Source organism: Mycobacterium sp., from assembly GCF_035623875.1.
GTDB lineage: Bacteria > Actinomycetota > Actinomycetes > Mycobacteriales > Mycobacteriaceae > Mycobacterium.
The window spans coordinates 1-26,989 of sequence record NZ_DASPSP010000194.1; the positions used below are offsets into that span (position 1 = coordinate 1).

The 26,989-nt window shown below is 65.9% G+C and carries 25 protein-coding genes, 1 tRNA gene and 1 pseudogene; 13 read left to right on the forward strand and 14 right to left on the reverse strand.

What is annotated here, in order from left to right:
* Nucleotides 1–1,084 (reverse strand): S-(hydroxymethyl)mycothiol dehydrogenase (locus tag VEI45_RS16295; RefSeq protein WP_324854999.1); only part of this gene is annotated, 1,084 nt, incomplete at its 3' end.
* Between the two features lie 39 nt (nt 1,085–1,123).
* Here VEI45_RS16295 and VEI45_RS16300 point away from each other — a divergent pair.
* Together VEI45_RS16300 and VEI45_RS16305 are read left to right on the forward strand one after the other, a co-directional pair.
* On the forward strand, nt 1,124–1,948 hold the full coding sequence (locus VEI45_RS16300; RefSeq protein WP_324855001.1) for a serine hydrolase domain-containing protein: 825 nt from the start codon (nt 1,124–1,126) through the stop codon (nt 1,946–1,948).
* A gap of 133 nt (nt 1,949–2,081) precedes the next feature.
* Nucleotides 2,082–2,594: a DUF3145 domain-containing protein gene (locus VEI45_RS16305; protein WP_324855003.1), complete on the forward strand. Its 513-nt coding sequence runs from the start codon at nt 2,082–2,084 to the stop codon at nt 2,592–2,594.
* Here the strand turns inward: VEI45_RS16305 and VEI45_RS16310 are convergent.
* Nucleotides 2,575–3,495 (reverse strand): diacylglycerol kinase, encoded by a 921-nt coding sequence (locus VEI45_RS16310; protein ID WP_324855005.1) that lies wholly within the window; start codon nt 3,493–3,495, stop codon nt 2,575–2,577. The two genes, VEI45_RS16305 and VEI45_RS16310, sit on opposite strands and share 20 nt — an antisense overlap.
* A complete protein-coding gene (locus VEI45_RS16315) occupies nt 3,492–5,072 on the reverse strand; it encodes an FAD-binding oxidoreductase (protein WP_324855115.1) in 1,581 nt (526 codons plus the stop codon). The genes VEI45_RS16310 and VEI45_RS16315 overlap by 4 nt, the downstream gene beginning before the upstream one ends.
* Before the next feature lie 41 nt (nt 5,073–5,113).
* Here VEI45_RS16315 and VEI45_RS16320 point away from each other — a divergent pair, with 41 nt between their 5' ends.
* The 7 genes and pseudogenes from VEI45_RS16320 (at nt 5,114) to VEI45_RS16350 (ending at nt 12,064) form a co-directional block, all read left to right on the forward strand.
* Complete coding sequence (locus VEI45_RS16320; protein WP_324855007.1) at nt 5,114–5,677, forward strand: helix-turn-helix domain-containing protein; 564 nt, start codon at nt 5,114–5,116, stop codon at nt 5,675–5,677.
* Nucleotides 5,674–7,200, forward strand: a complete 1,527-nt coding sequence (locus VEI45_RS16325) for a glycerol-3-phosphate dehydrogenase/oxidase (RefSeq protein ID WP_414687505.1) — start codon at nt 5,674–5,676, stop codon at nt 7,198–7,200. The genes VEI45_RS16320 and VEI45_RS16325 overlap by 4 nt, the downstream gene beginning before the upstream one ends.
* A gap of 66 nt (nt 7,201–7,266) precedes the next feature.
* A complete protein-coding gene (locus VEI45_RS16330) occupies nt 7,267–8,892 on the forward strand; it encodes an FAD-dependent monooxygenase (protein WP_324855009.1) in 1,626 nt (541 codons plus the stop codon).
* Between the two features lie 61 nt (nt 8,893–8,953).
* Nucleotides 8,954–9,673, forward strand: a complete 720-nt coding sequence (locus VEI45_RS16335) for a helix-turn-helix domain-containing protein (RefSeq protein WP_324855011.1) — start codon at nt 8,954–8,956, stop codon at nt 9,671–9,673.
* A complete protein-coding gene (locus tag VEI45_RS16340; RefSeq protein WP_324855013.1) occupies nt 9,666–10,445 on the forward strand; it encodes a class I SAM-dependent methyltransferase in 780 nt (259 codons plus the stop codon). The genes VEI45_RS16335 and VEI45_RS16340 overlap by 8 nt, the downstream gene beginning before the upstream one ends.
* Nucleotides 10,442–11,551 carry an amidohydrolase family protein gene (locus VEI45_RS16345; RefSeq protein WP_324855015.1) on the forward strand — a complete coding sequence of 370 codons (1,110 nt, stop codon included), beginning with the start codon at nt 10,442–10,444 and terminating at the stop codon, nt 11,549–11,551. Before VEI45_RS16340 ends, VEI45_RS16345 begins: the two co-directional genes overlap by 4 nt.
* A gap of 20 nt (nt 11,552–11,571) precedes the next feature.
* A pseudogene (locus tag VEI45_RS16350) lies at nt 11,572–12,064 on the forward strand (SDR family oxidoreductase).
* Between the two features lie 4 nt (nt 12,065–12,068).
* On the opposite strand, the gene VEI45_RS16355 reads toward VEI45_RS16350, so the two are convergent.
* The 7 genes from VEI45_RS16355 to aceE form a co-directional block, all read right to left on the reverse strand.
* A complete protein-coding gene (locus VEI45_RS16355; protein ID WP_324855017.1) occupies nt 12,069–13,490 on the reverse strand; it encodes an acyl-CoA carboxylase subunit beta in 1,422 nt (473 codons plus the stop codon).
* Between the two features lie 31 nt (nt 13,491–13,521).
* Entirely contained in the window at nt 13,522–14,790 is a 1,269-nt protein-coding gene (gene kasB / locus VEI45_RS16360) for a 3-oxoacyl-ACP synthase KasB (RefSeq protein ID WP_324855019.1), read from the reverse strand.
* 81 nt (nt 14,791–14,871) lie between these two features.
* Nucleotides 14,872–16,122 (reverse strand): 3-oxoacyl-ACP synthase KasA, encoded by a 1,251-nt coding sequence (gene kasA / locus VEI45_RS16365; RefSeq protein ID WP_324855022.1) that lies wholly within the window; start codon nt 16,120–16,122, stop codon nt 14,872–14,874.
* Nucleotides 16,119–16,466 (reverse strand): meromycolate extension acyl carrier protein AcpM, encoded by a 348-nt coding sequence (acpM, locus tag VEI45_RS16370; protein WP_324855024.1) that lies wholly within the window; start codon nt 16,464–16,466, stop codon nt 16,119–16,121. The genes kasA and acpM overlap by 4 nt, the downstream gene beginning before the upstream one ends.
* Before the next feature lie 96 nt (nt 16,467–16,562).
* Nucleotides 16,563–17,492, reverse strand: a complete 930-nt coding sequence (locus VEI45_RS16375) for an ACP S-malonyltransferase (protein ID WP_324855026.1) — start codon at nt 17,490–17,492, stop codon at nt 16,563–16,565.
* Between the two features lie 128 nt (nt 17,493–17,620).
* Nucleotides 17,621–18,898, reverse strand: coding sequence for a PucR family transcriptional regulator (locus VEI45_RS16380; RefSeq protein ID WP_414687506.1), 1,278 nt, complete (start codon nt 18,896–18,898; stop codon nt 17,621–17,623).
* Between the two features lie 94 nt (nt 18,899–18,992).
* A complete protein-coding gene (aceE, locus tag VEI45_RS16385; RefSeq protein WP_324855030.1) occupies nt 18,993–21,785 on the reverse strand; it encodes a pyruvate dehydrogenase (acetyl-transferring), homodimeric type in 2,793 nt (930 codons plus the stop codon).
* A 303-nt stretch (nt 21,786–22,088) separates the two neighbouring features.
* On the opposite strand from aceE, the gene VEI45_RS16390 reads away from it, so the two are divergent.
* The 4 genes from VEI45_RS16390 to VEI45_RS16405 all read left to right on the forward strand — a co-directional run bounded on the left by VEI45_RS16390 (nt 22,089) and on the right by VEI45_RS16405 (nt 23,715).
* A complete protein-coding gene (locus tag VEI45_RS16390; RefSeq protein ID WP_324855119.1) occupies nt 22,089–22,586 on the forward strand; it encodes a hypothetical protein in 498 nt (165 codons plus the stop codon).
* A gap of 114 nt (nt 22,587–22,700) precedes the next feature.
* On the forward strand, nt 22,701–23,123 hold the full coding sequence (locus VEI45_RS16395; protein ID WP_324855032.1) for a DUF3052 domain-containing protein: 423 nt from the start codon (nt 22,701–22,703) through the stop codon (nt 23,121–23,123).
* Nucleotides 23,123–23,584: a peroxiredoxin gene (locus VEI45_RS16400; protein WP_324855034.1), complete on the forward strand. Its 462-nt coding sequence runs from the start codon at nt 23,123–23,125 to the stop codon at nt 23,582–23,584. Before VEI45_RS16395 ends, VEI45_RS16400 begins: the two co-directional genes overlap by 1 nt.
* A 56-nt stretch (nt 23,585–23,640) precedes the next feature.
* A tRNA-Val gene (locus VEI45_RS16405) sits at nt 23,641–23,715 on the forward strand.
* Between the two features lie 2 nt (nt 23,716–23,717).
* On the opposite strand, the gene VEI45_RS16410 is transcribed toward VEI45_RS16405, so the two are convergent.
* The 4 genes from VEI45_RS16410 to VEI45_RS16425 form a co-directional block, all read right to left on the reverse strand.
* Nucleotides 23,718–24,722 (reverse strand): zinc-binding dehydrogenase, encoded by a 1,005-nt coding sequence (locus tag VEI45_RS16410; protein WP_324855036.1) that lies wholly within the window; start codon nt 24,720–24,722, stop codon nt 23,718–23,720.
* 9 nt (nt 24,723–24,731) lie between these two features.
* On the reverse strand, nt 24,732–25,424 hold the full coding sequence (locus VEI45_RS16415) for a cutinase family protein (RefSeq protein ID WP_414687507.1): 693 nt from the start codon (nt 25,422–25,424) through the stop codon (nt 24,732–24,734).
* 60 nt (nt 25,425–25,484) lie between these two features.
* Entirely contained in the window at nt 25,485–25,880 is a 396-nt protein-coding gene (locus VEI45_RS16420; protein WP_324855038.1) for a VOC family protein, read from the reverse strand.
* Between the two features lie 257 nt (nt 25,881–26,137).
* The gene (locus tag VEI45_RS16425; RefSeq protein ID WP_324855040.1) at nt 26,138–26,953 is read right to left on the reverse strand and encodes an oxygenase MpaB family protein; all 816 of its coding nucleotides are present in this window, start codon (nt 26,951–26,953) and stop codon (nt 26,138–26,140) included.
* Nucleotides 26,954–26,989 lie beyond the last annotated feature (36 nt).

The following is a 26,989-nucleotide window of genomic DNA, read 5'->3' on the forward strand; positions in this document are numbered from 1 at the left end:
ACAGCAGCACCACCGAGCGCAGCACCTTGCCGTCATGCATCTTGTGGAAAGCCTCCTCGACATCACCGAGACCGATGCGTTCGGAGACGAACTTCTCCAGCGGCAAGCGGCCCTGCAGGTACAGGTCGATCAGGGTGGGGAAGTCGCGTTCGGGCAGGCAATCGCCGTACCAGGACGACTTCAATGCGCCGCCGTGGGAGAAAAAGTCCAGCAACGGCATGTCCAAGCGCATGTCCGGTGTCGGAACACCCACCAGCACCACGGTTCCCGCCAGGTCACGGGCATAGAATGCCTGCTTCCAGGTTTCTGGTCGCCCGACGGCGTCGATGACCACGTCGGCACCGAAGCCCTCGGTGAGATCCTGGATCGTGGTGACCACATCGAGGTCGCGGGCGTTGATGGTGTGCGTCGCGCCGAACTTACGGGCCCAATCCAGTTTGGTGTTGTCGGTGTCGACGGCGATGATCCGCCTGGCGCCGACCAGCGCTGCCCCGGCGATCGCGGCATCGCCGACACCGCCGCAACCGATCACCGCGACCGTGTCATCACGGGTGACCGTGCCGGTGTTGATGGCTGCGCCCAGACCTGCCATCAACCCGCAGCCCAGCAGACCGGCCACTGCCGGGTCGGCTTCGGGATTGACTTTGGTGCATTGACCCGCGGCCACCAGCGTCTTGTCGGCGAACGCGCCGATGCCCAGCGCCGGGGTCAGCTCGGTGCCATCGGTAAGTGTCATCTTCTGCTCGGCGTTGAAGGTGTCGAAGCAGAGGTGGGGTCGGCCGCGCTTGCAGGCGCGGCACTGACCGCACACCGCGCGCCAGTTCAGGATCACGAAGTCGCCCGGCTCGACGGCCGTCACGCCCGGTCCCACCGCTTCGACGGTGCCCGCCGCTTCATGGCCGAGCAGGAACGGGTACTCGTCGTTGATACCGCCCTCGCGGTAGGTCAGGTCGGTGTGGCACACCCCGCACGCGATGACGTCGACCATGACCTCGGCTGGGCCGGGGTCGGGGATGACGATGTCGACCAACTCGACGGGCTCGCCTTTTTTCCGTGAGATCACTCCGCGCACTGTCTGACTCATGCCCACCAACCTAGTGCTTGGTCGGTAGGCTTCTGCGCGATGGTCGCACTGGATGAACTCGACGACTGGCCGGTGCCGGCCGCGGCCGCCGCGGTGGTCGGACCATCGGGAGTGTTGGCCAGTCACGGCGACACCGAGCGGCCGTTCGCCCTGGCGTCGGTGACCAAGCTCTTGGTAGCGCGGGCCGTGCAGGTCGCCGTCGAAGAAGGGGCCGTGGATTTGGACACCCCCGCCGGGCCGCCCGGATCGACCGTTCGGCATCTGCTGGCCCATGCCTCGGGGCTGGCGATGGAGTCCGATGACACACTTGCCTGGCCCGGCACCCGCCGGGTGTATTCCAATTACGGCTTCACCGTGCTGGCCGAGACGGTCCAGCAGGCGTCCGGGATCGAATTCGGCCATTACCTGACCGAGGCGGTGTTCGAACCGCTGGGAATGAGCGCCACCCGGCTCGACGGCGGCGCGCAGGCCGCCGGCTTCGGGGTGACGTCGACGGTCGCGGACCTGGCAGCCTTCGCCGGTGACCTGTTGTGTCCGGCGACGGTGTCGGCACAGATGCACGCCGAGGCCACCGCTGTGCAGTTTCCCGGTCTGGACGGGGTGTTACCCGGATACGGTGTGCAGCGGCCCAACGACTGGGGGCTGGGATTCGAGATCAGGGACGCCAAATCACCGCACTGGACCGGCGCGAAGAACTCGGCGCGCACGTTCGGCCATTTCGGTCAATCGGGCACGTTCATCTGGGCAGATCCGCAGGCCAAGCTCGCGCTGGTGGTGCTTACCGACCGCGATTTCGGCGAGTGGGCGCGGCCGACGTGGCCGGCGCTCGCCGATGCCGTGATATTGGGGTGGCGCGCGGACTAGCGCAACAGGGGTCCCACGAGGCACAATAGACACGCAAGGCACAATTTTATCGAGCACATCATCGGCAATCATGCTCGTCGGGTTCACCAGGTCGTTGGGGAAGACGTCCCTCGTGGAGCCGAAGGAGCAACAGATGCGTGCGTCTAAGCAGTTCGCCGACGTGACGACAGGCGTGGTCTACGTCCATGCCTCGCCCGCTGCGGTATGTCCGCATGTCGAGTGGGCGTTGTCGTCGACGTTGGCCGCCAAGCCCAATCTGAAGTGGACCCCGCAACCGGCGATGCCCGGGCAGTTGCGCGCGGTGACCAATTGGGTCGGTCCGGTGGGCACCGGCGCCCGGTTGGCCAACGCCTTGCGCTCCTGGTCGGTGCTGCGGTTCGAAGTCACCGAGGATCCCAGTCCCGGAGTCGACGGGCAGCGGTTCAGCCACACCCCCCAGTTGGGACTGTGGAGCGGAGCGATGAGCGCCAACGGTGACGTGATGATCGGGGAGATGCGGCTGCGGGCGATGATGGCCGACGGCGCCGACGCGCTGGCCACCGAGCTGGATTCGGCGTTGGGCACGGCCTGGGATGAGGCGCTCGAGGCGTATCGCGACGGCGGTGATGGCGCCGAGGTGTCCTGGCTCAGCCGTGGAGTCGGTTAGGTCGCAAGATCTGTAGTGCGGCCGGCACCGCCGAGATCTCGGCGGGCAGCGCGCAGGCGTACTCGCCGTCGGCATAGGCGTTGATGCCGGGTGATTCGACGTCGACGGACGTCGCCCGCGCCGTTGTCACCTCGTCGAGATCGACGTGGTTGCCTTTGTAGACGGTGGGGAACAGGCGAATCAGCCGGCTGCGCGACGCCGAGTGCACCATGGTGATGTCGAGTTGACCGTCGGTGGGATCGGCGTTGGGGCAGATCAGCATTCCGCCGCCGTAGCTGCGGGTGTTGCCGAACGCCGCAAGGGTAAGGTCGGTGACGATCTCGTCGCGTCCGTCGAGCACTAGCCGGAACGGCAGGAGCCTCAGCCGCGACAGCTCGACGAGCATCGCCAGGTTGTAGCGCATCCGACCGCGCGGCCAGTGCATCCGGTTGGCCCTATCGGTTACCAGCGAATCGAATCCGGCCGCGGCAACGGTGCCGAACCACTTGGTGACACCTTTGCGGTCCCGAATCCTGCCCAGGTCAACAGTTTCGGTCCAGCCGTCGGCGACCACGTCGGCGGCGGCGACGGGATCCTTTGTGGGCAACCCGAATTCGCGGGCATGGTCGTTGCCGGTACCGGCCGGAATGATTCCTAGCGGAATATCCGTGCAGGCCAGGGCCTGCAGTGCATCGGAGATCACTCCGTCGCCGCCGGTGACCACCACCGCATCGGTGCCCTTTTCGATCGCAGCGTGTAGTAGGCGACGTGCGTGCTCGGCGTCACTGCCGACGATTGCCACCACGTCGATGCCACGCTGTTGCAGCCGCTCGATCGCCTTTTCGGCCGCGTGCGGTGCGTTTCGGTGTCCCGATGCCGGATTGGTCAGCACAGTCACCCGGCCGACTTCGCGCTTGATCACGGGATGAGCTTGCCGGGATTGAGAATTCCCGCGGGATCCAGTGTCGATTTGACCGCCCGCAATACCTGTAAGCCCAGATCGCCCACCTCGTCGCGCATCCACGGCCGATGATCGGCTCCGACCGCGTGGTGATGGGTGATCGTCCCGCCGGTGGCCACGATCGCGTCGCAGGCAGCGGCCTTCGCGGCGCGCCACTGTTCAATCGGATTCCCGCGTTGCCCGGCGACGACGGTGAAATACAGCGAGGCGCCGGTGGCGTACACGTGCGAAATGTGGCACAGCACCAGCGCCGGCGTGCCGGATTCGGCCAGCGCGGTGGTCAGCGCGTCGGTGACGGCGGCTTTCAGCGCGGGGACGTTGGACCAGTCGGTGGCCGTCTCGAGGGTTTCGCAGAGCGCGCCGGCGGCCAGCAGCGAGTCGCGCAGATAAGGAGCGCTGAACCGACCATGCTCCCAGGCCTGTGCCGGGGCTTGGCCCAGCGACGTGCCGCCCATAGCTGTGATGAGCTCCCGGGTTTCGGCGTGCCTGCTTTCGGCATGCGCCGCCGTGCCCTCGAACACGGTGATCGCCAGGCAGCCGCCGGTGATCTGGGTCTCGCCGATGGCCTCGGCGGTGGCCAGGTTGACGCCGGTCTCGGCTTCGTCGGAGAGCCGGATGACCGTCGGGCCGGTCCCGGTTTGGGTGACGGCGCGCAATGCGGCCGCCCCAGTGGCGAAGTCGGGGAACGACCACGCCTCGTAGCGCGTGACGTCGGGCGACCGATGCACCCGAACCCGCACCGCGGTGATGATGCCGAACACGCCTTCCGACCCGATCAGCAGTTGCCGCAGATCCGGACCGGCCGCCGACTGCGGCGCGCGGCCCAGATCCAGCACGCCTGCGGGGGTAATGACGTGCAGCCCGCGGATCATGTCGTCGAACCGGCCGTATCCTGCCGAGTCCTGGCCCGACGATCGGGTTGCGGCAAAACCGCCCAGGCTGGCGAATTCGAAGCTCTGCGGAAAATGCCCGAGCGAAAACCCGTGCTCGGCAAGCAGTTGCTCGGCCCGTGGACCGGTGACGCCGGCGCCGAATTCGGCCTCGCCGGACACCGCGTCGAAAGCGAGCAGTTGATCGAAGCGCCGCAAATCCAGCGACACCACGGCGCTGAACTCAGCGCGGATGGGATCGACTCCACCGACCACGCTGGTGCCGCCGCCGAACGGGACGACGGCGATGCCGTGCCGCGAGCAGTACCGCAGGATCTTCGCAACCTCTTCGTCAGCGCCCGGCAGCAGCACCGCATCGGGCGCCTCTTGCACGCCGGAGTCTTTGCGCCGCAGTAGATCCAGAGTGGACTTGCCGCCGGCATGCAGCAGTCGGTCGCGGTCGCCGAACCGGCAGTATTCCGACCCCACGATGGCGCCCAGCGCTTCGCGGTGGTCGTTCGCCAACTGCGACGGGTGCAGCTTCACCCGATCTGGGTCGAGTTCGGCCGCGGGTGCGTCCGTCACCCCCAACGCCTGCTTCAACAGTGAGCGGATGCCCTCCGAGAGGGGTTTGGCTTCCTGCGGGTCACCCCACGCGTTCCACTTCATCGGCGGCAGCAACTGTTCAGGCATGCGTTACAGTATTACATATGCTGTCAATCAGTAACGCACCAGTGGAGGACCGGATCCTGGCGGCCGCCGCGAGCTGTGTGATCGATTTTGGAGTCGAGCGCGTGACGCTGGCCGAGATCGCGCGCCGGGCGGGCGTGAGCCGTCCGACCGTCTACCGCCGCTGGCCGGACACCCGCTCGGTACTGGCGGCCCTGTTGACCAGGCACATCACCGCCGCCTTGGATGACGTGCCGGTTCGCCGACGCGGCCGTCAGGCGCTGGTCGACAGGGTGGTGGCGGTGGCCGAACGCCTGCGGCGCGACGAGCTAGTTATGGCGGTGCTGCGATCGGAGCTGGCGCTTGTCTACATCGCCCAGCGGCTGGGCAGCAGCCAGCAGATGCTGATCGAGGCGCTCGCCAGTGACCTGCGCGCGGCCCAACGTGACGGCAGCGTGCGGCCCGGCGACCCGCGCCGACTCGCCGCGATGGTGCTGCTGATCACCCAATCGACCATTCAATCCGCCGAGATCGTCCGCCCGATCCTCGACGCTGATGCGCTGGCCGCCGAACTCGCCTACTCGCTGAACGGATACTTGTCATGACGTCGACCGCTCTCAACGCAGCGCGCCGCACAGCCGACCTCACGGCGCTGGCCGACGGTGAGCGGACCGACATCGTCGTGATCGGCGGCGGTATCACCGGCACCGGCATCGCGCTGGACGCCGCGTCCCGAGGCCTGCGAGTGGCGTTGGTGGAAAAACACGATCTCGCATTCGGCACCAGCCGGTGGAGCTCCAAGCTGGTGCACGGCGGGCTGCGCTATCTGGCAAGCGGCAATGTCGGCATCGCCAGGCGCAGTGCAGTCGAGCGCGGAATCCTGATGACGCGCAACGCCCCTCATCTAGTCCGGGCTATGCCCCAACTGGTCCCGCTGTTGCCGTCGATGGGCCGGATGGAGCGGGCATTGGTGCGAGCCGGGTTCCTTGCCGGCGACGTGTTGCGTAAGACGGCGGGTACACCGGCGTCCGTTCTGCCCGGCTCACGCCGCATTCCCGCAGCGCGCGTCAGCGACATGGCTCCGGCCGTACGACGTGACGGGCTCGACGGCGGCTTGCTCGCCTACGACGGACAACTGATCGACGACGCCCGACTGGTCGCCGCCGTAGCGCGTACCGCCGCGCAGCAGGGTGCCCGAATCCTGACCTATACCGCCGCATCCGAGGTCACCGGCATGTCGCTGCGGCTGACCGATCAACGCTCTGGCGAATCGTTCGATATGTCCGCTCGCGCCGTCATCAACGCCACCGGGGTGTGGGCAGGTGAGATCGACCCGTCGCTGAAGCTGCGTCCCAGCCGCGGCACCCACCTCGTCTTCGATGCCGCAGCCCTCGGCAATCCCACAGCGGCACTGACGATTCCGATACCCGGCGAGCTCAACCGCTTCGTGTTCGCCATGCCCGAACAGCTGGGGCGGGTCTACCTCGGACTGACCGATGAGGACGCGCCCGGGCCGATTCCCGATGTGCCACAACCGACATCGGGGGAGGTGAGCTTTCTGCTGGACGTCGTGAACACTGCGCTGGGTATCAGGTTGGAAAGCGCCGATGTGATCGGCGCCTATGCGGGGCTGCGGCCGCTGATCGACACCGGAGCCGGGCGCACCGCGGACGTCTCGCGCAACCATGCCGTTGTCGAGTCACCCTCCGGGGTGATCAGCGTGGTCGGCGGCAAGCTAACCGAGTACCGGCACATGGCCCAGGACGTCCTCGACCGGGCTATCGAACTGCGGGGTCTGACAGCCGGAGAGTGCCGGACCCGAAACCTGCCGTTGGTCGGCGCGCCGGCGAACCCGGGCTCGAGCGTGGCGCCGATGGCCGGCTTGCCGGAGTCGCTGGTCTTGCGCTACGGAGCCGAGGCGGCCAACGTCATCGCCGTTGCCACATGCGAGCGGCCGGTCGACCCGGTGGCCGAAGGGATCGACGTGACCCGGGCGGAGTTCGAGTACGCCATCAGCCATGAGGGCGCGCTGACCGTCGACGACATCGTGGATCGTCGCACCCGGATCGGTTTGGTGGCCGCCGATCGGGAACGGGTAGTCGGCGTGGCGGAGGAGATGCTGGACTAATAGTGATAGTAACTACTATATAGTTGTCACTATCAGTTTTGAATCTGCAGGAAGGCGGTGACCAGCATGAACCTGGTTAAGGCTGCGCATGTTCCGGTCCTGATCGTCGGGGCGGGCGCCGGTGGGCTTGCCACATCGACTCTGCTGGCCAAACACGGGGTTGGTTCTCTACTGGTCGAGAAGCGACGCGAGATCTTCATCTATCCGAAGGCCCGCAACCTGAGTTTTCGCAGCTTGGAGATCCTCCGCGGTATAGGCCTGGGCGACGAGGCCCATGCGGTCGCGGATCGTGTTTCGGATATTGTCGTCAAGCCGACGCTGAACAGCGCTGAAGAAAAACTGGCCATCGATATCGATACGTTCTTCGTAGGCCTGGATCAGCTGAGCCCCGAGCCGGCCGTGCAGTACTGCCCGCAGAGCAGCCTCGAGCCGATGCTGCTCGCCGAAACCCGGCGACGGGGCAGTGAAGTGCGCTACGGGACGGAATTGTGTTCGTTCGATCAGGACGACACCGGCGTCTCCGCGGTGCTGCGTGACCTGCGCTCCGGCGAGTCCCATACGATCCGCGCCGACTATCTCGTCGCCGCCGACGGAGTGCACAGCCCGATACGCAATGAGCTTGGCCTCACCACCTCGGGATACGGGGCGCTGCCGATCTACGTCGTCTTCATCTACTTCCGCGGACCCTGGCGGAAGTTCGTCTCGCACCTGAGCGATGGCGACGGCGTTCAGGTGAAAAATGCCGATGTGGACGGCATATTCCTGGTGGCCAAGGACGACCTCGGCATGTTCATCACCACCTATTTCCCCGGCAAGGGAGAGACAGCGGCGCAATTCACGCCGGAATATTGCCGCGAGGTGTTGACGAAGGCCGTCGGTGAGCCGATCGAACTCGAGATCATCGAAACCGCGGCGTGGCAACCGTACGAGCAGGTAGCCGACCAATTACGTTGCGGGCGAGTTTTTTTCGTCGGGGACTCGGGACACACCATGCCGCCGTTCAAGGCCGGGGGAGCCAACACCGCCATCCAAAGCGCACACAACCTGGCCTGGAAACTGGCTGCGGTATTACAGGGAACAGCAGAGCCGGGACTGCTGACCACCTACCACGCCGAGCGGCACCCCGTCGGCCGGTTCGCCGCCCGCCAGTCACTGACCGGGCCGACTGTGGGCTTGCTCCGGTTGGAAGACGAGGGTCCGGGTTTGCCGCCCGACGAAGAGGCGCCGATGTTCTCCTTGCTGGTCGGATACCAGTACCGCTCAGCCGCAGTGGTGACCGACCAGCCTGCTCCGGCCGATCCAGACGTTGCGTCTTTGGTGGACGAATTGCGTGGCCAAGCGGGTACCCGGGTCCCGCATGTCTGGGTGCAGCACGGCGGCCGGCGGGTGTCGACGCTCGACCTGCTCGGGCCCGGATTCAGCGTGCTCACCGGTGACGACGGTGCTGCATGGAGCGGTGCGGCCGCGGCGACATCGGCCGCCCTCGACGTCCCGATCGCGGTCCACCGCATCGGGCCCGCGGGCGACGCGGTCGAACCCGACGGTGCCTGGGCGCAGGCCACCGGACTCGCACCTGGCGGGGCTCTGCTAGTGCGGCCAGACGATTTCGTCGGGTGGCGTACCGACGGGCTTCCGGCCGACCCCGAACGCGAGCTTCGCCAAGCGCTTTCGGCCATCCTCGCCCGAGGCTGACGATCGGCCGCCGCCAGATGACTGTTGACTGAAATCGTATTTTGGTCATAGGGTTACTGCCGTGGTGCTGGAACGCTCCCGCGGCGATCGCCAAGAACGGGCCGATCGGATCCTTGATAGCGCCCGCGACTTGCTGCTGTCGTGGGGCTATCGGCGGGTGACCATCGATGAATTGGCCCGCCGCGCCGGTGTCGGTAAGGGCACGATCTATCTGCATTGGCGTTCTCGCGAGGAAGTGTTCCACGCGGTCAGCGCCCGCGAGGCGGCGGCGATGGCGGACGCGATTGTTGACGCGGTCCGCAATGATCCGGCCGAGGTCGCGCTGCATCGCTACCTGCGGCGGCTGTTCGTCGAGGCGATGAACCGTCCGGTGCTGCGGGCGCTCTACACTCGCGACGCCGATACCCTCGGTACGTTTCTTGCCGCGGCGCATCATCACCGGCTGGAGGAAAGCAAGCTTGGTGTCAACCGCGACTATCTGGGTGTGCTCGCCGCGGAGTCCATGCTGCGGCCCGACCTGCGCCTAACGGATCTCGACTACACCCTGCCCACCATCGTCTTCGGTTTCTTTGCGGCAGAACCGTTTCACCCACCGGCGATCACGTTGACCTTGGAGGAGAAGGCGGATCAGCTAGCCGAGACTGTGCGGCGGGCTTTCGAGCGAGCTGATGCGCCGAGCGGCGACGCAGTGAAACGCGCTGCAGCGAAAGCGCTTCCGATTCTCGAACGAATTGCCCGAGACCACCGCACGGCTACCTATGGAGGCGATCACAATGACTGATCTGGCAACTGAGCTTACCCGCCCGCGCGGGCGGTATGGGGTGGACGGCGACTACCGGCTCATTCCGGCGCCGGTCGTTTTCGCCGGCTATGTGCTGTTGTGCTTTACCGCAATGGTTTTGGCCGGCCTGTGGTTGGTTAGCGGACGAACGCTGCCGGGACTCGGGGCGGCCATCGTTGCCGCCCTTCTGGTCGCCGCCGGCGTCAGCGTCCTGCGGTTCAGTCGGCGAGGAAAGTTCGAAGTGTGGGCACGCCTGCTGACCGAGATCGGCTTACGGGGCGACGAGCGGGTGCTCGACCTCGGCTGCGGACGTGGCGCGGTGTTGTTGACCGCGGCCAAGTTGGTGCCGCGGGGAAGTGCTGTGGGCGTAGATATCTGGCGGGCCGACCAGACCGGCAACTCCATGCAGGCGACGCTGGCGAACGCCGAGGCCGAGGGTGTCGCCGACCGAGTCGAACTGCATACCCGGAACATGACCGATCTTCGGTTTCCAGACGAGTCTTTTGATCTCGTCGTAAGTAACCTCGCGATCCACAATCTGCCGGACAACGACGCGCGGCAGGCGGCGATCGACGAAGCCGTGCGTGTGCTGCGCCCGGGTGGTCACATGGTGATCGCTGACCTCGGCTTCACCCACCGGTATGCCACCCGGCTTCGGCAATGCGGCATGGTCGACGTCAGGCGCCGCGATCTTGGCTGGCGCGCCTGGTGGGGACTGCCGTTCTTCCGCACCCACGCTGTCACCGCGACCAAGCCGGGGGCAACGCGGTGAGCACAAAGTCGGTGTCTCGAGTGGTGGCGCTGGAAGAGGCGTTTCTTCATCCACGGGTGTGGGACTTGTTTCCCGAGTCGCTGCAACGGAAATACCAGCCTGTGCGGGCCCGGCTCAGCGACGTCGGAGCCGAGCGCATCCGGCTGATGGACGCCGCGGGGATCGACGTGCAGGTGCTCTCACACGTCCAGCCTGGTGTCCAGGTGCTCGCCGACGAGCAGGCCGGGTTGGCGGTCGCGGTCAGCCGCGACGTCAACGATTGGTTGGCAGAGGCAGTTGCAGCGCACCCGGCCCGGTTCGCGGGCTTTGCGATGCTGCCGACCCAGTCACCGGCTGACGCTGCTGACGAGCTGGAGCGCGCCGTGCGCGACCTCGGCTTCAAAGGTGCGCTGATCAACGGACACACCAACGGGCGTTATCTTGATGAGCCGTCGTTCGATGTCCTGCTGGATCGGGCTGAATCATTAGGCGTTCCCATCTACATTCATCCCACCGACCCGCCGCAGGCGGTAACAGATTGCTACTACGCGCCTTTCGACGCGGCGCTGGTACCCACCTGGGGCTGGCCGGTAGAAACCGGAACGCATCTGCTCAGGATGATCTGCGCTGGGGTGTTCGATCGTCATGCAAATCTCAAGGTCATCGTCGGGCACATGGGAGAGCTGCTTCCGTTCTGTTTCACCAGGCTCAACGTCGGCCTGACGATGGCGGGGTGGTTGCTTTCAGCCGAGGCGGACAACCCGCCGATGCGAAACAGTGTCGGCCACTACCTGCGGGACAACGTTTTCATCACCAGCAGCGGGGTGTTCGATGTGCCGGTGTTCGACTGTGCTCGAGCGATGTTGGGCATCGACAACCTCATGTTTTCCGTCGACTATCCGTTCCAGGACAACTTCGCCGCGATGGAATTCCTTGAACGGTGCGACCTTTCCCCAGCGGACAAGGAGCGGTTCGCGCACCGCACTGCCGAGAAACTGTTGAAGCTTGACGATCAGCAGGGTGAGATTGGCATCGGGAGTTCTGCCGTCGGCGAAGCCTGGTATCGGCTGCGCAGCCGCGCCACGTCGAAAATCGGCAGGGCGTTGATCTCAGCACTCGTCAAGTAGCAAGGGAAGGAAGGACTGTCGTGGCCAACCTGGTCGGAAGGTCAGCGGTGGTAGCCGCCGGAGCTAAGAACCTGGGCGGACTGATCAGCACCACGTTGGCCGAAAAGGGGGTCAATGTCGCGGTGCACTAAAGATGCCGGAGTCAAAGCGATGAAGGTGCAGGGCGATCTCACCAAGCCGGGCAACGTCACCGCGCTGCTGGCCGCCTTCACCGACGGCTACTCCACCTATGCCGGCGCCAAAAGCCCGGTTGAACACTTCACCCGTGCTGCGGCGAAAGAGTTTGCTGCACGCGGCATTTCAGTGAACAACGTGGCACCCGGACCGATGGATACGCCGTTCTTCTACGGCGAGGAGACGCCGGAGCGGGTGGAATTTCACAAGTCGCAGGCCATCGGCAACCGGCTGACCCGCATCGAGGACATCGCACCGTTGGTGGTGTTCCTGGCCGACGAGGGTCACTGGGTGACCGGCCAGACCATTTTCGCCAATGGCGGCTACACCACGCGCTGAGCCCTTACAGCGGGATGTTCTTGTGGCGTCCGCGCCGTGGCGGCGCCGAGGCCAGTGCGTCGGTAAGCTTGCTGCGAGTGTGGGCCGGGTCGATCTTCTCGTCGACCACGCCGATGTCGATGGCGTTGTCCACACCGCCGGCGATCCGCTCGTGTTCGGTGGCAAGCTCGTCGTGCAGCGCCTCGCGCTCGTGGTCCGGCGCGCCTGCCAGCTTCTTCTTGTGCAGGATGCCGACGGCTGCCTTGGCGCCCATCACCGCGACCTCGGCGTCCGGCCAGGCGAAGACCTTGGTGGCGTTCAAAGAACGTGAGTTCATCGCGATGTAGGCGCCGCCGTAGGTCTTTCGGGTGACGAGGGTGACACGCGGAACGGTGGCCTCGCCGAATGCGTGCAGCAGCTTGGCGCCGCGGCGCACCACGCCGCCCCATTCCTGGTCAACACCCGGCAGGTAGCCCGGCACGTCGACGATGACGACCAGCGGGATGCCGAAGGCATCGCAGAGGCGCACGAAACGCGCTGCCTTCTCGGCGCTTTCGGAGTGCAAGCAGCCGCCGAGCCGCAACGGGTTGTTGGCCAGCACACCGACCGTGCGACCGGACAGCCGGCCGAGGCCGACCACCATCGACGGCGCCCACTTGGCCTGAAACTCGTCGAACGGGGCGTCGTCGTCGAGCAGTGCGACGACAAGTGGGTGCACGTCGTAGGCGCGTCGCGGTGACTCCGGTAACAGCGCATGCAGGTCGGTGTCGTGTGCCTCGGCTTTACTGCGGTCGAAATGCCCTTGCTGGCAGAACAATCCGACCAGCCGACGGCCACGCTCGTACGCGTCGGACTCGTCGTTGGCGACGATGTGGCACACCCCGGACTTCTTGTGGTGAGTGTCCGGTCCGCCGAGCGAGGCCATGTCTACGTCTTCGCCGGTGACGCTGCGCACCACGTCCGGCCCGGTGACGAACACCCGGCTGTCGGGCGCCATCACCACGACATCGGTCAGCGCCGGCCCGTAGGCGGCGCCGCCGGCGGCGAAGCCGACCACCACCGAGATCTGCGGGATGTAACCGGACGCCCGGATCATCGCCTCGAACACCAGCCCCACCGCGTGCAGCGATCGCACGCCTTCGGCCAGCCGCGCACCGCCGGAGTGCCAGATGCCCACGATCGGGCTCTGCTCTTCGATAGCGGTGTCGTAGGCGTTGACGATGCGGGTGCAGCCCACGAGACCCATGGCACCGCCCATCACGGTGCCGTCGGTGCAGAAAGCAACGGTGCGCAGGCCGTTCACGGTTCCGGCGGCGGCCAGCACACCGGAACGGTCACGCTCGTGCAGCAGTTCCACGCTGCCGTCGTCGAAAAACCTGCTGAGGCGCAGCAGCGGATCGCGCGGGTCGAGCGACTCGTCAACCGCGTCCGGGGCCAGGGTCGTCATCGCAGGTCTCCTGTTCCAGTGGTGGTTCGATTTAATAGCGGCCAAACGTGATTGCGACGTTGTGCCCGCCGAATCCGAACGAATTATTGATGGCGTACTGGTAGTCGCCCGCCCGCGGCTTGCCGGCCACCACGTCGAGGTCGATCTCCGGGTCCAGATTGACCAGGTTCAGGGTGGGCGGAACGACCTGGTCGCGCAGTGCCAGCACGGTCAAGATCGATTCCACGGCCCCGACCGCACCGACCGAGTGGCCGAGCGCGGACTTGGGTGCGTAAACCGCCGCGTCTCCGCCGTGCGGGCCCAGCGCGTTGTTGATGGCTTTGCCCTCGGCCACGTCCCCGACGGAGGTGCCGGTGGCGTGCGCGTTGACGTGGCTGATGTCGGCCGGGGTGAGGTCGGCGAGCTGGATCGCCCGCGTCATCGCATGCCCGGCGCGCTCGCCGTTGGGGTCCGGCGCCACCATGTGGAAGCCGTCCGAGGTGACGCTGGCCCCCATGATCCGGGCCAGAATGTTGGCTCCGCGCGCCTTGGCGTGCTCTTCGGTCTCGATCACCATCAACGCGCCGGCCTCGCCGAACACGAAGCCGTCGCGATCTTTGTCGAACGGGCGGCAGGCGCCGGGCGGGTCGTCGTTGTTGGTCGACATCACGATGCGCATCTGGGCGAACCCGGCGATCGGCACCGCTTCGATCTTGGTCTCGACGCCGCCGCAGATCGCGATATCGGCCTCGCCGAGCGCGATGTGCTGCCAGGCACGGGCGATGCTCTCCGAACCGGACGCGCACGCCGACACCGCGGTCATCACCCCGGCCTTGGCGTGCTGTTGCAGCCCGACCGTCGCGGCCGCGCTGTTGGGCATGTACATCTGCACGGCCAGCGGGGAGACCGCTTTCATGCCACGGGCGCGCATGCCGTCGTAGGCGAAAATCAGTTCTTCGCTCGAGCCCAAGCCGGTGCCGATGGACACGGTCAACCGGTTGGTGTCCACCTCGGGCGAACCGGCGTTTTCCCACACCCGCCTGTTCAGCACGGTGGCCATCTTCTGCAGGTAACCCATCCGGCGGTTCTCGACGCGGTTCAACTGGCTGTCGAACTCCTCAAGCAGATGCCCACCGATACGAACTGGCAGGTCGAACTCATCGACGAACGGGTCGTCGAGGAGACGGATCCCACTTTGCCCGTCCAGCAACAACTTCCATGTGGTCTCCACATCAGTTGCTAGGGCGGTCGTCATGGCAGTGCCGGTGACAACGATATTGGGGAACCCCTTCCCCGTAGCCAACCTTGACGAAGTGGACATAGGTACTACGAACGTTTCCTTTCCTACCTGTCCGGCTCTCCTCGGGCCGTTCGCGGCCCGCATCGTCGCCGGACGTCCTGCTCAGTACCGCCCGAAGACCAGCGCGACGTTGTGTCCGCCGAATCCGAACGAGTTGTTAACGGCGTACTGGTAGTCGCCATAACGTGGTTCGCCCGCGACGACGTCGAGATCGATCTCGGGATCGGGGGTGTGATAGTTAAGTGTCGGTGGTATGACGCCATCTCGCAGCGTGAGCACCGTCAGCACCGATTCCAGGGAACCCACCGCGCCGATGGAGTGGCCCAGTGCCGACTTTGGCGCATAGACCGGGGCGTGCTCGCAACCGGCCACCCGCAGCGCATTAGCTTCTGCCGTGTCGCCGATCGGCGTAGCCGTCGCGTGCGCGTTGACGTGGTCGATGTCCTTGGGGGACAAGCCGGCAAGCTCCAGCGAGCGGGTCATCGCCCGGCCGGCGCGCACGCCGTCCGGTGCCGGCGCCACCATGTGGAAGGCGTCCGACGTGATGCCAGCACCCATTAGTCGGGCCAGCGGCTTGGCGCCCCGGGCCTTAGCGTGCTCCTCGGTCTCGATCACCATCAAGGCGCCAGCCTCGCCGAACACGAAGCCGTCGCGGTCCTTGTCGAACGGACGCGATGCCCCTTCGGGATCGTCGTTGCGGGTCGACATCGCCCGCATCATCGAGAACGCCGCGATGGGCAGGGCCTCGATGGGGCCCTCCACACCGCCGCACACCGCGATATCGGCATCGCCCATGACGATCTGCCGCCACGCGTGTGCGATGGCCTCCGAGCCAGACGAACAGGCCGACACCGGGGTCATGACGCCGGCGCGGGCTCCGAGCTGCAACCCCACCGTCGCCGCGGCACCGTTGGGCATGATCATCTGCACGGCCAGCGGCGACACCTTGCGGGGGCCACCCTCGTTCATCAGGTCGTAGCTTTCGACGATCCGCTCGGCGCCGCCCAGACCGGTGCCGACAACAACCGCGAAACGGTCCGGGTCGACCTCGGGGCTGCCTGTGTTCTCCCAGAGTTGACCGCTGAGCAGCTTGGCCATCCGCTGGACGTAGGACATTCGGCGCAGGTCGAGTCGACCCATGTGGTCGTCGACGGATTCCTTGAGGTGCCCGCCGATCTTGACGGGCAGGTCCCACTTGGTCACGAACTCGTCTTCGAGCACGCGGATGCCGCTCTCCCCGGCCAGCAAACCCTTCCACGTGCTCTCAATGTCCGGCGCGATCGATGTCGTCGCCGCGACGGCGGTTACCACAACGCTGGGGAAACCGCCGTTAGCAGTGGAAGGTTTGGTCACTGGTGGTCGGCTTCTATCCTGGCCTTGACGTTGGCGACAGCATCGGGGTTCTCGGACTCGAGCTTCGCGCGCAGTGCCTGGGCGGCCTCGGGGTTCTCTTCCTCGAGCCTCTGGATGTAGGTGACGACGTCACCGACGGTGCGGAGTCCGGCGAGGTCCTCGTCGGGGATCTTCACGCCGTACTTGTCCTCGGTCTGCACCGCGATCTCGACCATCGACAGCGAGTCGATGTCGAGGTCGTCGACGAACGACTTCTCCGGGGTGATCTCCGAGGGCTCGATACCGGTGACCTCTTCGATGATCTCGGCGATACCGGCGATGATTTCTTCCTGACTTACAGTCACGTTCAGTTCCCTTCGTAATGTGTTGTGTAACTGCTGATTTAACGTGCGGTATGGAGTTGTAAGGGCGGACGGGGTTCGGCTTTGCCTTTTGGGTGGCTACGCACCGAGGGTTTTCAGCTCTGCCAAACCATCCAGGTCTGCGGGAGTCTTGACGGCATGCGTAGGTACCCCGCGAAGTTCACGCTTGGCGATGCCGCTCAGTGCGCCCGCGGGCGGGAACTCGACAATCGCGCTGACATTTCGCTGACGCAAAGTCTCGCTGCACAAATCCCACCGCACCGGGCGGGTCAACTGCGCGACAAGCTTGTCTACGGCATCGCTGGCCGACGATACCGGCTCGCCGTCGCGGTTAGACAACAGAACGGCGGTCGGTTCCGCGGTTGCGACGTTCTGCACCGCCGCGGCATAGCTATCGAGGGCCGACGCCATGAATTCGGTGTGGAAGGCTCCGGCGACGCCCAGCGCACGCACCCGGGCCTTAGCCGGTGGGTCTTCGGCAAGCTTCTCCAACGCGCTCAGGCGACCGGCGGCCACGATCTGACCGGCGGCGTTGCGGTTGGCGGGGATCAGGTCGAGTTGTTCGAGGCGGGCCAGCACCTCGGCTTCGTCACCACCGAGGACTGCCGACATACCGGTCGGCTCGTTGGCGCAGGCCTTGGCCATCTCCGCTCCGCGGGTGGCGGCCAGAGCGACGGCGTCGTCGGCGGAGATCACCCCGGCGATCGCATAGGCGGCGATCTCACCGACCGAGTGGCCGGCCACGATCAAGTTGTCGCCGGCATCTGCGAGCACACCGCGCCTGGTCAGCTCTTGGTGAGCGAGCAGGGTGGCCGCGACGACCAATGGCTGGGTGACGGCGGTGTCGGTGATCTCCTCGGCCGACGCGGCGGTGCCCAGGTGAGCGAGGTCCAGACCGCTGACCGTCGACCACGACGCCATCTTCTCCGCGGCGCCGGGTAGTTCCAGCCACGGCGACAGCATGCCGGGGGTCTGCGATCCCTGTCCGGGCGCAAGCAACGCAATCACGTGTTTAAGAGAACACTGTGAAGACAGTTTTGCGCCGTGTAACAGATTATGAACCTTATCTTAGGTTTTTGTGGAAACTCCACAAAAACGCACGCGATGCGACGTATTCGATATCGTGCCGCGATCTGTCACCCGGTGGCGACTGTCTTCGACCGCGCGAGCAGGTCCTTTTCCACCGACTGCGTGACGGGGGTCACAATGTCGCTGGCGGCGCTGGAGTGCTGGGCTTGGTAAGCGAGGTGGCCTACGGTCGCGGCTACCCGAAGGACATAGGCGTCGCGCGGTTGGGTGGGATCGCGGCCCGTGAAGTCGGCGATCCGCCGGAGTCGGTAGCGCACGGTGTTTGGATGAACGAACAACTTGCGGGCGCAGGCCTCGATCGCTCCGCCGCAGTCGAGATAGGCGTCCAGGGTCTCGGTGAGGGTGGGACCCGCGTCAGCAAGTGGCCGCATCACGTCGGTCTGCAACGCCGCGATGGCCGAAGCGTCGCCCATCAGGGCCCGCTCGGGCAGTAGTTCGCGGGCCAGCACCGGCCGTGGCGCTCCCCGCCAGCCGGCCACGGCGTTCATCCCGGAGATGGCCTCACTGGCGCTGTGGTAGGCCGCGGTCAGCGTCGGCGCTGTCGGGCCGATCACCACCGGGCCGTCGGAGAAGGCGTCCAGCAGATCACCGAAGACCTTCTCGGTCGGCGTCAACTGACCGGACACGATCGCTACCAGCCAGGTGCCGTGCACGTCGGTGAGCGCGGCGCGGCCGTGGTTTGTGGCGATATCCCGGACATCTTGGCTGGCGTGGCTTTCCCGGCCCGGCGCCGGAGTTCCCACCACCACCGTGGCCGGAGCGGTGGTGTCCCAGTTCAGCGCGGCCGCCCGGGACAACAGCTCGGGACCGGTGTCGCCGCGCACCACCGCGTCCACGACGCTGGCTTCCATTCGGCTGTCCCAGGTTCCGCGCGCCTCGGCGGCATCGGCGTAGGCCGTAGCGGCACTGAAGGCCAGGTCGCGGCTGTACTTCAGAATCCCCACCGTCAGCGCGGTCAGCTGTTCGTCGTCGCGGGCCAGCAGCGGGGCCACTTCTTCGAAGAACTCCATGGTCACCCGCACCATGTCCACCGAGTGGCGCAACGCGATCCGCCGGGTAAAGTCCTGCGGCATCAGCTCGAAGGCCCGCGCCGTGTAGTTGACGTTGCTGTGCGGATCGGTCATCCACTCCACGAAGTTCACCACAGCGGTCTGCACCACCAGCGACACGCTGGCTCGCTGGGAGGCTTCCAGCTCGGCGAAGAATGGCAACCGGTCCTGCATTGCTGTCACCGCCTCGGTGGAAAACCGACCGGAATACTGCTTCAGCCGTCGCAGCAGCGCCTCCGGAACGCTATCCAGCAGCTCGAGGGTTGACCGTGGCATCGCAACCTGCTTGGCAACCTGCTTGTGAGTCACTCCTAAAACCTACGCCGGTTTTGTGGATGGTTCCGCCAAAGACACTCCCGTTTAGGTCCCTTTAAGCGCCCGGACCTGGATCGGAGGTCTGCACCGGCGCGGCCTGCACGTCGTCGATCCGATATTGGCGCGCAGCCGCGACCGGTACCGACGGGTCGATTTGGCCGTCACGCGCCAGCGCCTCCAGCACCGCGACCACCTGAGATTGCGCGTCGGTGTTGAAGTAGCGGCGCGCGGCAGGCCGGGTGTCGGAGAAGCCGAACCCGTCGGTGCCCAGCGTGACGTACGTGCCCGGGACCCAGGGCCGGATCTGTTCGGGCACCGCCCGCAGCCAGTCCGACACGGCGATGATCGGGCCCGAGCATCTGGAAAGGGCCCGCGTGACGTAAGCCTGACCCGCCGGACGGTCTGCGTGGCGCAGCTTCTCCCTCTCGACGGCAATGCCGTCGCGGTTCAGCTGGCCCCAGCTGGTCACCGACCACACATCGGCGGCGACATCCCATTCGGCGGCTAGCATCTCGGCGGCTTGTAGCGCCGAGGGCATCGCCACGCCAGAAGCCAGGATGTGGGCCGTGTTCGCGCGGCTTTCCTTGGCCGCCCGGTACCGGTAGATGCCCCGCAGCAGACCTTCGGGGTCGAAGTTCTCTGGCTCCGGCGGTTGCACGTATGGCTCGTTGTAGACGGTGATGTAGAAGAAGACGTTCTCCGGGCTTTCCCCGAACATGCGGGCCAGGCCGCTTTCGATGATGTAGGCGATCTCGTAGGCGAAGGCGGGGTCGTAGGCGACCACCGCCGGATTGGTGGCCGCCAGCAGGAGCGAGTGGCCGTCGGCGTGCTGCAGGCCCTCGCCGGTCAGCGTGGTGCGCCCCGCGGTGGCCCCGAGCAGGAAGCCGCGCGTCATCTGGTCGGCGGCGGCCCACAGCCCATCGCCGGTGCGCTGGAACCCGAACATCGAATAGAAGGTGTAGATCGGGATCATCGGCTCGTTGTGGGTGGCATACGACGTGCCGACCGCGGTGAACGAGGCGACCGATCCGGCCTCATTGATGCCCTCGTGCAGGATCTGGCCGACTTCGCTTTCCTTGTACGCCAGCATCAGCTCGGCGTCGACGGCGGTGTACAGCTGGCCAAGGCGGTTGTAAATCTTCAACGACGGGAACCAGGAGTCCATCCCGAACGTGCGCGCCTCGTCGGGAATGATCGGCACGATGCGGGGTCCAATTTCCTTGTCGCGCAATATTTCCTTGAAGGTGCGCACCGTTGCCATGGTGGTGGCCACCTCCTGGTGACCCGACCCCTGCTTCAGCGCCTTGTAGGTATCGCGGCCCGGCAGGGTCAGCGCCTTGGATTTGGTGCGCCGCTCGGGCAGGAAACCGCCCAGCGCGCGGCGCCGGTCGAGCAGATAACGGATCTCCGGGGCCTCCGGACCGGGGTGGTAATACGGGGGTAGATAAGGATCCTCCTCCAGCTGGGCGTCGCTGATCGGGATCCGGATGGCGTCGCGGAAGTCCTTGAGATCTTGCAGCGCAAGCTTTTTCATCTGATGCGTCGCGTTGCGGCCCTGGAAGTGGGCACCCAGCGAGTAGCCCTTGATGGTCTTGGCCAAGATCACCGTCGGCTGTCCTCTGTGGTCGACGGCAGCGCGGTAGGCAGCGTAGACCTTGCGGTAGTCGTGGCCACCGCGCTTGAGGTTCCAGATCTCCGAATCGGTCATGTGCTCGACCAGTGCCTTGGTGCGTGGGTCGCGTCCGAAGAAGTGGTCCCGCACATAAGCCCCGTCGTTGGCCTTGTAGGTCTGGTAGTCGCCGTCGGGGGTGGTGTTCATCAGGTTCACCAGCGCGCCGTCGCGGTCGGCGTGCAGCAGGGCATCCCACTCGCGGCCCCACACCACTTTGATGACGTTCCAGCCGGCCCCGCGGAAGAACGACTCCAGCTCCTGGATGATCTTGCCGTTACCGCGCACCGGCCCGTCGAGGCGCTGCAGGTTGCAGTTCACCACGAAGGTCAAGTTGTCCAACGCCTCCAGCGCGGCAACGTGCGCCAGACCGCGGCTCTCCGGCTCGTCCATCTCGCCGTCGCCGAGGAAGGCCCACACGTGCTGGCCGGAAGTGTCCTTGATGCCGCGGTCGTGCAGATAGTGGTTGAACCGGGCCTGATAGATCGCGTTCATCGGGCCGAGGCCCATCGACACCGTCGGGAACTCCCAGAAGTCGGGCATCAGCCGCGGGTGCGGGTAGGACGGCAGGCCACCGCCGGGATGACTGTGCTCCTGCCGGAACCCGTCCAGCTGGTCGGCGGTAAGCCGGCCTTCGAGGAATGCACGCGCGTAAATGCCAGGCGAGGCGTGGCCCTGGATGAACAACTGGTCTCCGCCGCCCGGATGCGATTTCCCGCGGAAGAAGTGGTTGAAGCCGACTTCGTAGAGCGCAGCCGACGAGGCGTAGGTCGAAATATGGCCGCCCACGCCGACTCCCGGACGCTGGGCGCGGTGCACCATGATGGCCGCGTTCCATCTGATCCACGCCCGGTAGCGGCGTTCGACGTCCTCGTCCCCGGGGAACCACGGCTCCAGCTCGGTTGGGATGGTGTTGACGTAGTCGGTCGACGTCAGCGCCGGGATCGCGACGCGCTGTTCACCGGCGCGTTCTAGCAGGCGCAACATCAGGTAGCGCGCCCGCGACGGCCCCGAGCGCTCCAGTAGCTCGTCGAAGGACTCCAGCCACTCGGCGGTCTCCTCCGGATCGATGTCGGGCAGGTAGGACGCCACACCTTCGCGGATCACTCGCACCCGATCGGGTTCGCCTGCGCCGGTTGGGTTTTGCGCCAGATCCTGGCGTACGAACTCGGTAGTCAACTCGTTACTCCTCGTTTGACGGTTCGTCTGCTTTTGGCTGATCTCGCCGTGCCGATTGACGTCCTCGGTCCTGGGTCGGTCCGCGGCCCCTGTCGGGTCCTTACTATCGTGCCGCACCTACCACCGCGCCGCGTAGTCCCCGTCGAAGCTGTCCCAAGCCGCGACCCGGTAACGTCGTTAGCTGTGCTGATCGGAGGGCGTCGCGGCGTACCGCCCACAGCTGGACGACGCGCGTCTACCACGCCGGCCCTGCGGCGACTGCGGATCGGCGCGCGGGCGATCGGCTGCGTGGCAGCGGTATCGATGGCCATTGTGGGGTGTACCAGCGTCACGGACGGCATGCCGACCGCCGACACCGCAATAGCCCCGGCGTACCGGGAGTCGGTGTCCGCGTCGATCTCGGCGTCGGCCGCTACGTCAAGTCTTCAGGAGTCGCGTCGTCAGCAATCACTGACGACGCAGGCCGTGGTCCGCGCGTGTGAGTCGTTTGCCGCCAGCAGCAAAGAAGCCGTCGACAAGGTGAATGACTTTGTTGCCGCGTACAACCAGGGCCGCGACACCACAGCCAGCGAAGGTCCCGCCATCGATACCCTCAACCACAGCGCCGAACTGGTCGAAGGCAACAGCGGTGGCCCGCTGTCTGCCGACCTGCACCAGGCTCTCAACGCCTATGCCGACGCGGCACGCGACCTGGCCAACACCATCCGCGCGCACGGAGAGATGGCGGAGTTCAATCAGCGCGTCAACCAGTTCAACGACACCAAGACCGAAGCCGTCAAACTCTGCAGGGCATCCCTATGAGTCGGCAGATGTGCAACGCTAAATGCTATGCGACGATAAATGCCATCGCGCGGCGCGCTGACGCTCGAGTGGCTTGGAACTGACAGGCTTGCAGCTGAAAGAGAGGATCGCACGGTGGTGGCGGCGGATGACGCCCCGAGCTATGCCCGCAAACTGGGCATCCAACAGGGGCAGGTTGTCCAAGAGTGGGGTTGGGACGAGGACACCGACGACGATATCCGCGGCGACGTGGAGGACGCGTGTGGTGGCGAGTTGCTCGACGAAGACACCGACGAAGTTATCGACGTCGTATTGCTGTGGTGGCGCGACGGCGACGGCGACCTGGTGGACACCTTGATGGACGCGATCGCGCCGCTGGCCGACGACGGAGTGATCTGGGTGCTCACGCCAAAGACCGGCCGGCCCGGACACGTGCTGCCGGCTGAGATCGCAGAGTCGGCGCCCACTGCAGGACTGATGCCGACGTCGTCGGTCAATCTGAGGGACTGGAGCGCCAGCCGGCTGGTGCAGCCGAAGTCGCGTGCCGGTCGCCGCTGATGCTGACGGTCGGTTCTACCGCACCGGATTTCACGCTGCGTGACCAGAATCGACAGCCGGTCACCCTGAGCGAATACCGTGGCGCCAAAAACGTGCTGCTGGTGTTCTTTCCGTTGGCCTTCACCGGCATCTGCCAAGGCGAGCTTGGGGAGTTGCGTGATCATCTGCCCGACTTCGAGAACGACGACAGTGCGGCGCTGGCCATTTCGGTGGGGCCGCCGCCCACCCACAAAGTGTGGGCCGCCGACAGCGGGTTCCTGTTCCCGGTGCTGTCGGACTTCTGGCCGCACGGCGCGGTCAGCCAGGCCTACGGTGTGTTCAACGACGACGCCGGTTACTCCAACCGCGGCACGTTCGTCGTCGACCGATCTGGGACGATTCGGTTCGCCGAGATGAAGCAACCCGGTGAAGTCCGCGATCAGCGACTTTGGACCGAGGCGCTGGCCGCCCTGAAGAGCTGAACGGTGAGTCGGCGTTTTGGGTGCCGAGTGGTCGGGGCGGTATCTTTGCGCGGCACGGGCGCGTAGCTCAGTGGTAGAGCTCTGGTTTTACACACCAGCGGTCGGCGGTTCGATACCGTCCGCGCCCACCAACTCACGGCACGAGGACAACCTTGCCGATGTTCTCTCGCGCCGCGAGGATGCGATGCGCTTCCGGGGCTTCGGCGAACGGCACCGCCGCATGCACGACCGGCGCTGCCGTGCCGTCGGACAGGGCCGTCGACAGTGGTCCTATCCACGGTTCGAGCGTTCCGCGGTCGTCCCACAGGCGCAGCATGTTCAGGCCGATGACGGCCTTGGATTCGCTCATCTGGGTGATCAGGCTGAAGCCGCGCACCATCGCCAGCGCCTGCGGTGCCGCCCGGCGCAGCGACCGCTTCTCGCCCTGTTGCAACGACGAAAGGCCGTAGGCCACCAGCCGTCCGCCCGGGCGCAGTAAGTCGAACGACCGACGCAACGACGTCCCGCCGAGCGGGTCCAGCACGATGTCGTACGGTTCCAGGCCTTTCCACCACGCGTCGCGGCGGTAGTCGATGGCGCGATCGATGCGCAATGCAGCGAGCTGGCCGTGCTTGCCCGGTGATGCAGTGCCGTGCACGATCGCGCCCGCGGCCTTGGCCAACTGGACCGCCGCGATGCCGACGCCCCCGGCCGCAGCATGCACCAGCACATGCTCGCCGGCGCGCAATGAGCCGTAACCATGCAGCGCCGCCCACGCCGTCGCATAGTTGACCGGGACCGCGGCGCCCTGCTCGAAGCTCATTGAGTGCGGAAGCGCCACGGTGTCGTCCGCAGCGGCGTTGACGATTTCGGCGTACCCGCCGAAACGTGTTCCGGCCAAGACCCGCTCGCCGATACGCGCGGGATCGACGCCGTCGCCGACCGCCTCGATCGTCCCCGCCACCTCGTAGCCGACGACGCTCGGCACCTTCGGTGCATCGGGGTAAAGGCCGACGCGCGCGAGGTGATCGGCGAAGTTCACTCCCGCCGCGCGCACCGCAATTCGCACCTGGCCGGCCAACGGGCGCGGGGGGTCGGGACGATCCTGCACCTTGAGCACCGACGGAGGGCCGTGCTTGGTGATGACGACCGCGCGCATGACCCCTGGCTACAGGTGACTTACCACGAAAGTCGCGGCCTGAGCGGGCATCCCGGAATTCGGATAGGAGAGGTGCGCCGGGGAAGACAACTCCTCGTGCGTTGGCAGCGTGAACATGGCGCCTGGTGTGCAGACCGGGTCGCCGGCCGCACATAGGTCGATGGCCTTCGCTCCGTACCACGGGCTCAACGTGCTTACCGGCGCGCCCAGATACTTGCCTGAGGGATTCCCGAAGAGGGCGAGCGCGGCAACGTGATCGGCTACGTCCTGCGGTAGCGACACGGGGACAAGGCCCGATACCGGAGCCTGTGCGATGGTGATCAGGTCGATGACCGCTGCGCCTTGGGAGTATCCACCGAGCACCAGTTTGGTGTTGGGACAGCTGGCGGCCATCGACTCGACGTGCGCGTTCGCATCCACGCCGCCGGCGTTAGCCGATGGGACGAGATCGTCCGAGGCGGGGTAGTTGACCGGATAGACCGCGACGGACCGGCCCCCAACCTGTGAGCGCAGAGAATCGATGAATTCTTGTCCGACGACGCCGACACCGGGCGGCTCGCTGGTGGCACGGGCGAACGTCACCTCGACGTCGGGGCACGGAGCAGCGGACGCGGCGCCGATGTTGATCGGTGTGCTCAGCAGCGCCATCGAGGTGGCCACCACCGCGGCAGCCAGGAAATGCGCGATTCGGCGAACGGTCACGTCCTAATGCTGACACATCGGGACGGGCACTGGGGTCGCTTCCCGGCCGCTTTTGGTCAGTCAGGCCGGTAGCGCGAAAAACTCGAGCGCAATGCCGTCCGGGTCGCGAAAGCTCAAACCGGAGCCGTAGGGCGCATCCACGATGCCGCCGTGCTGGATGCCGAGTTCGTTGAGTCGGGCCATCCAGGTCTCCAACTCCGCGCGGTTGGCGCAGCCGAAGCCGACGTGGTCCAGGCCCACCCGAAACTCGCTGAACCGCTCATCGGGGGCGGAACGCTCGTGCTGGTGGATTCCGATTAGTGTGCCGTTGTCGAGCAGCCACACCAAATGCCGGAATCCGGCGTCGGTGTGCTCGTCGACCGCCGGGTCGGCGCCGAACAGCGTCCGATACCACGGACCGCTGATTTCCATGTCGCGCACGGTGATCGCCACATGGTTGAGGCTTGGAAAAGGCATCAATCTGCTCCCTTCTGACCATCACAGTGTGATCTACGTCGCAAAAGCGGGGTCGATGAGGCGAGCGCCACATTTACTTCGACCAACTAATTAGCAATGCTTGGTATATGACTTCACAGCTAACGCCCGAACGCACGACCTCCCTTCCGGCGAAGACCGATGAAGCCCGCGAGCGGCCCCTCCTTCTGCAGCCGTGGTTTTTGATGGCGATACTGAGTATGGCCGCCATCGTGTTGGTCGTCCTCTTCAGCTAGCCGCTACACGATTCGCCAGCCGCGGCGGGCACGGAACCGCATGTCCCACAGGTAGAGCCGATAGCCGAGGATCCACGCCTGGTGTGGAATCAGCCGATCGGCCAGCCGTAGCGCGACCAGCAGCCACTCGAACCGACGCTGTTGCGATTCTGCCCACTCCAGCCGCATCATCGATCGGAACTTCTGGGCCAAAAACCCCGTCGTCGCGAAAAGGTTGAACGACCCGGCAAGCGCATGCAGCGGACGCGGCAGGAACGCCATCGTCGCCACCCCGTGCAGATGCTCACGCACCGGCGGATCGATACGCAGGTCTTCCAGCGTGCGCTTCCAGTAGTCGTCGAACGCGACCCGATCCGACGGCCACATACCTTCGCGCACTTGAAGGGTGGTGCCCAGCCGCTTGGCGTCCAGGTAAACCGCATCCGCGGTGGCTTCGTCGAGCGGGCCGTATAAAAACTCGTGCTGGTCGACGAAGTAGCGGTACAGGCAGGCGGCCACCCATAGCTGCAGTGCGGGATCGAACGCGTTGTAGGACACCGGGCTTGACGACGTCGACCGCACTTGGCGGTGCGCGGTGTCGACGGCGGCGCGGATGAGTTCGCGGTCCGACTCGGTGCCGATGGTGGCGACGGCCAAATATGTGCCGGTGGTGCGCGCCCGTTTGAACGGATGCTTGTAGACGTTGCCGCCGTCGACCGGGCTTTCCAACACGCCATAACCGACGCCCGGCAACGACAGCTGCATGATCACATTCGCGGCAGGCAGCAAGGCTGCCGCGGGGTTGAGCAGGTCGGCGACCCGGGTGGCGTGCCGCTTCATTGCGGCCGCTGCTCACCAGCGTGCTCCATCAACCGA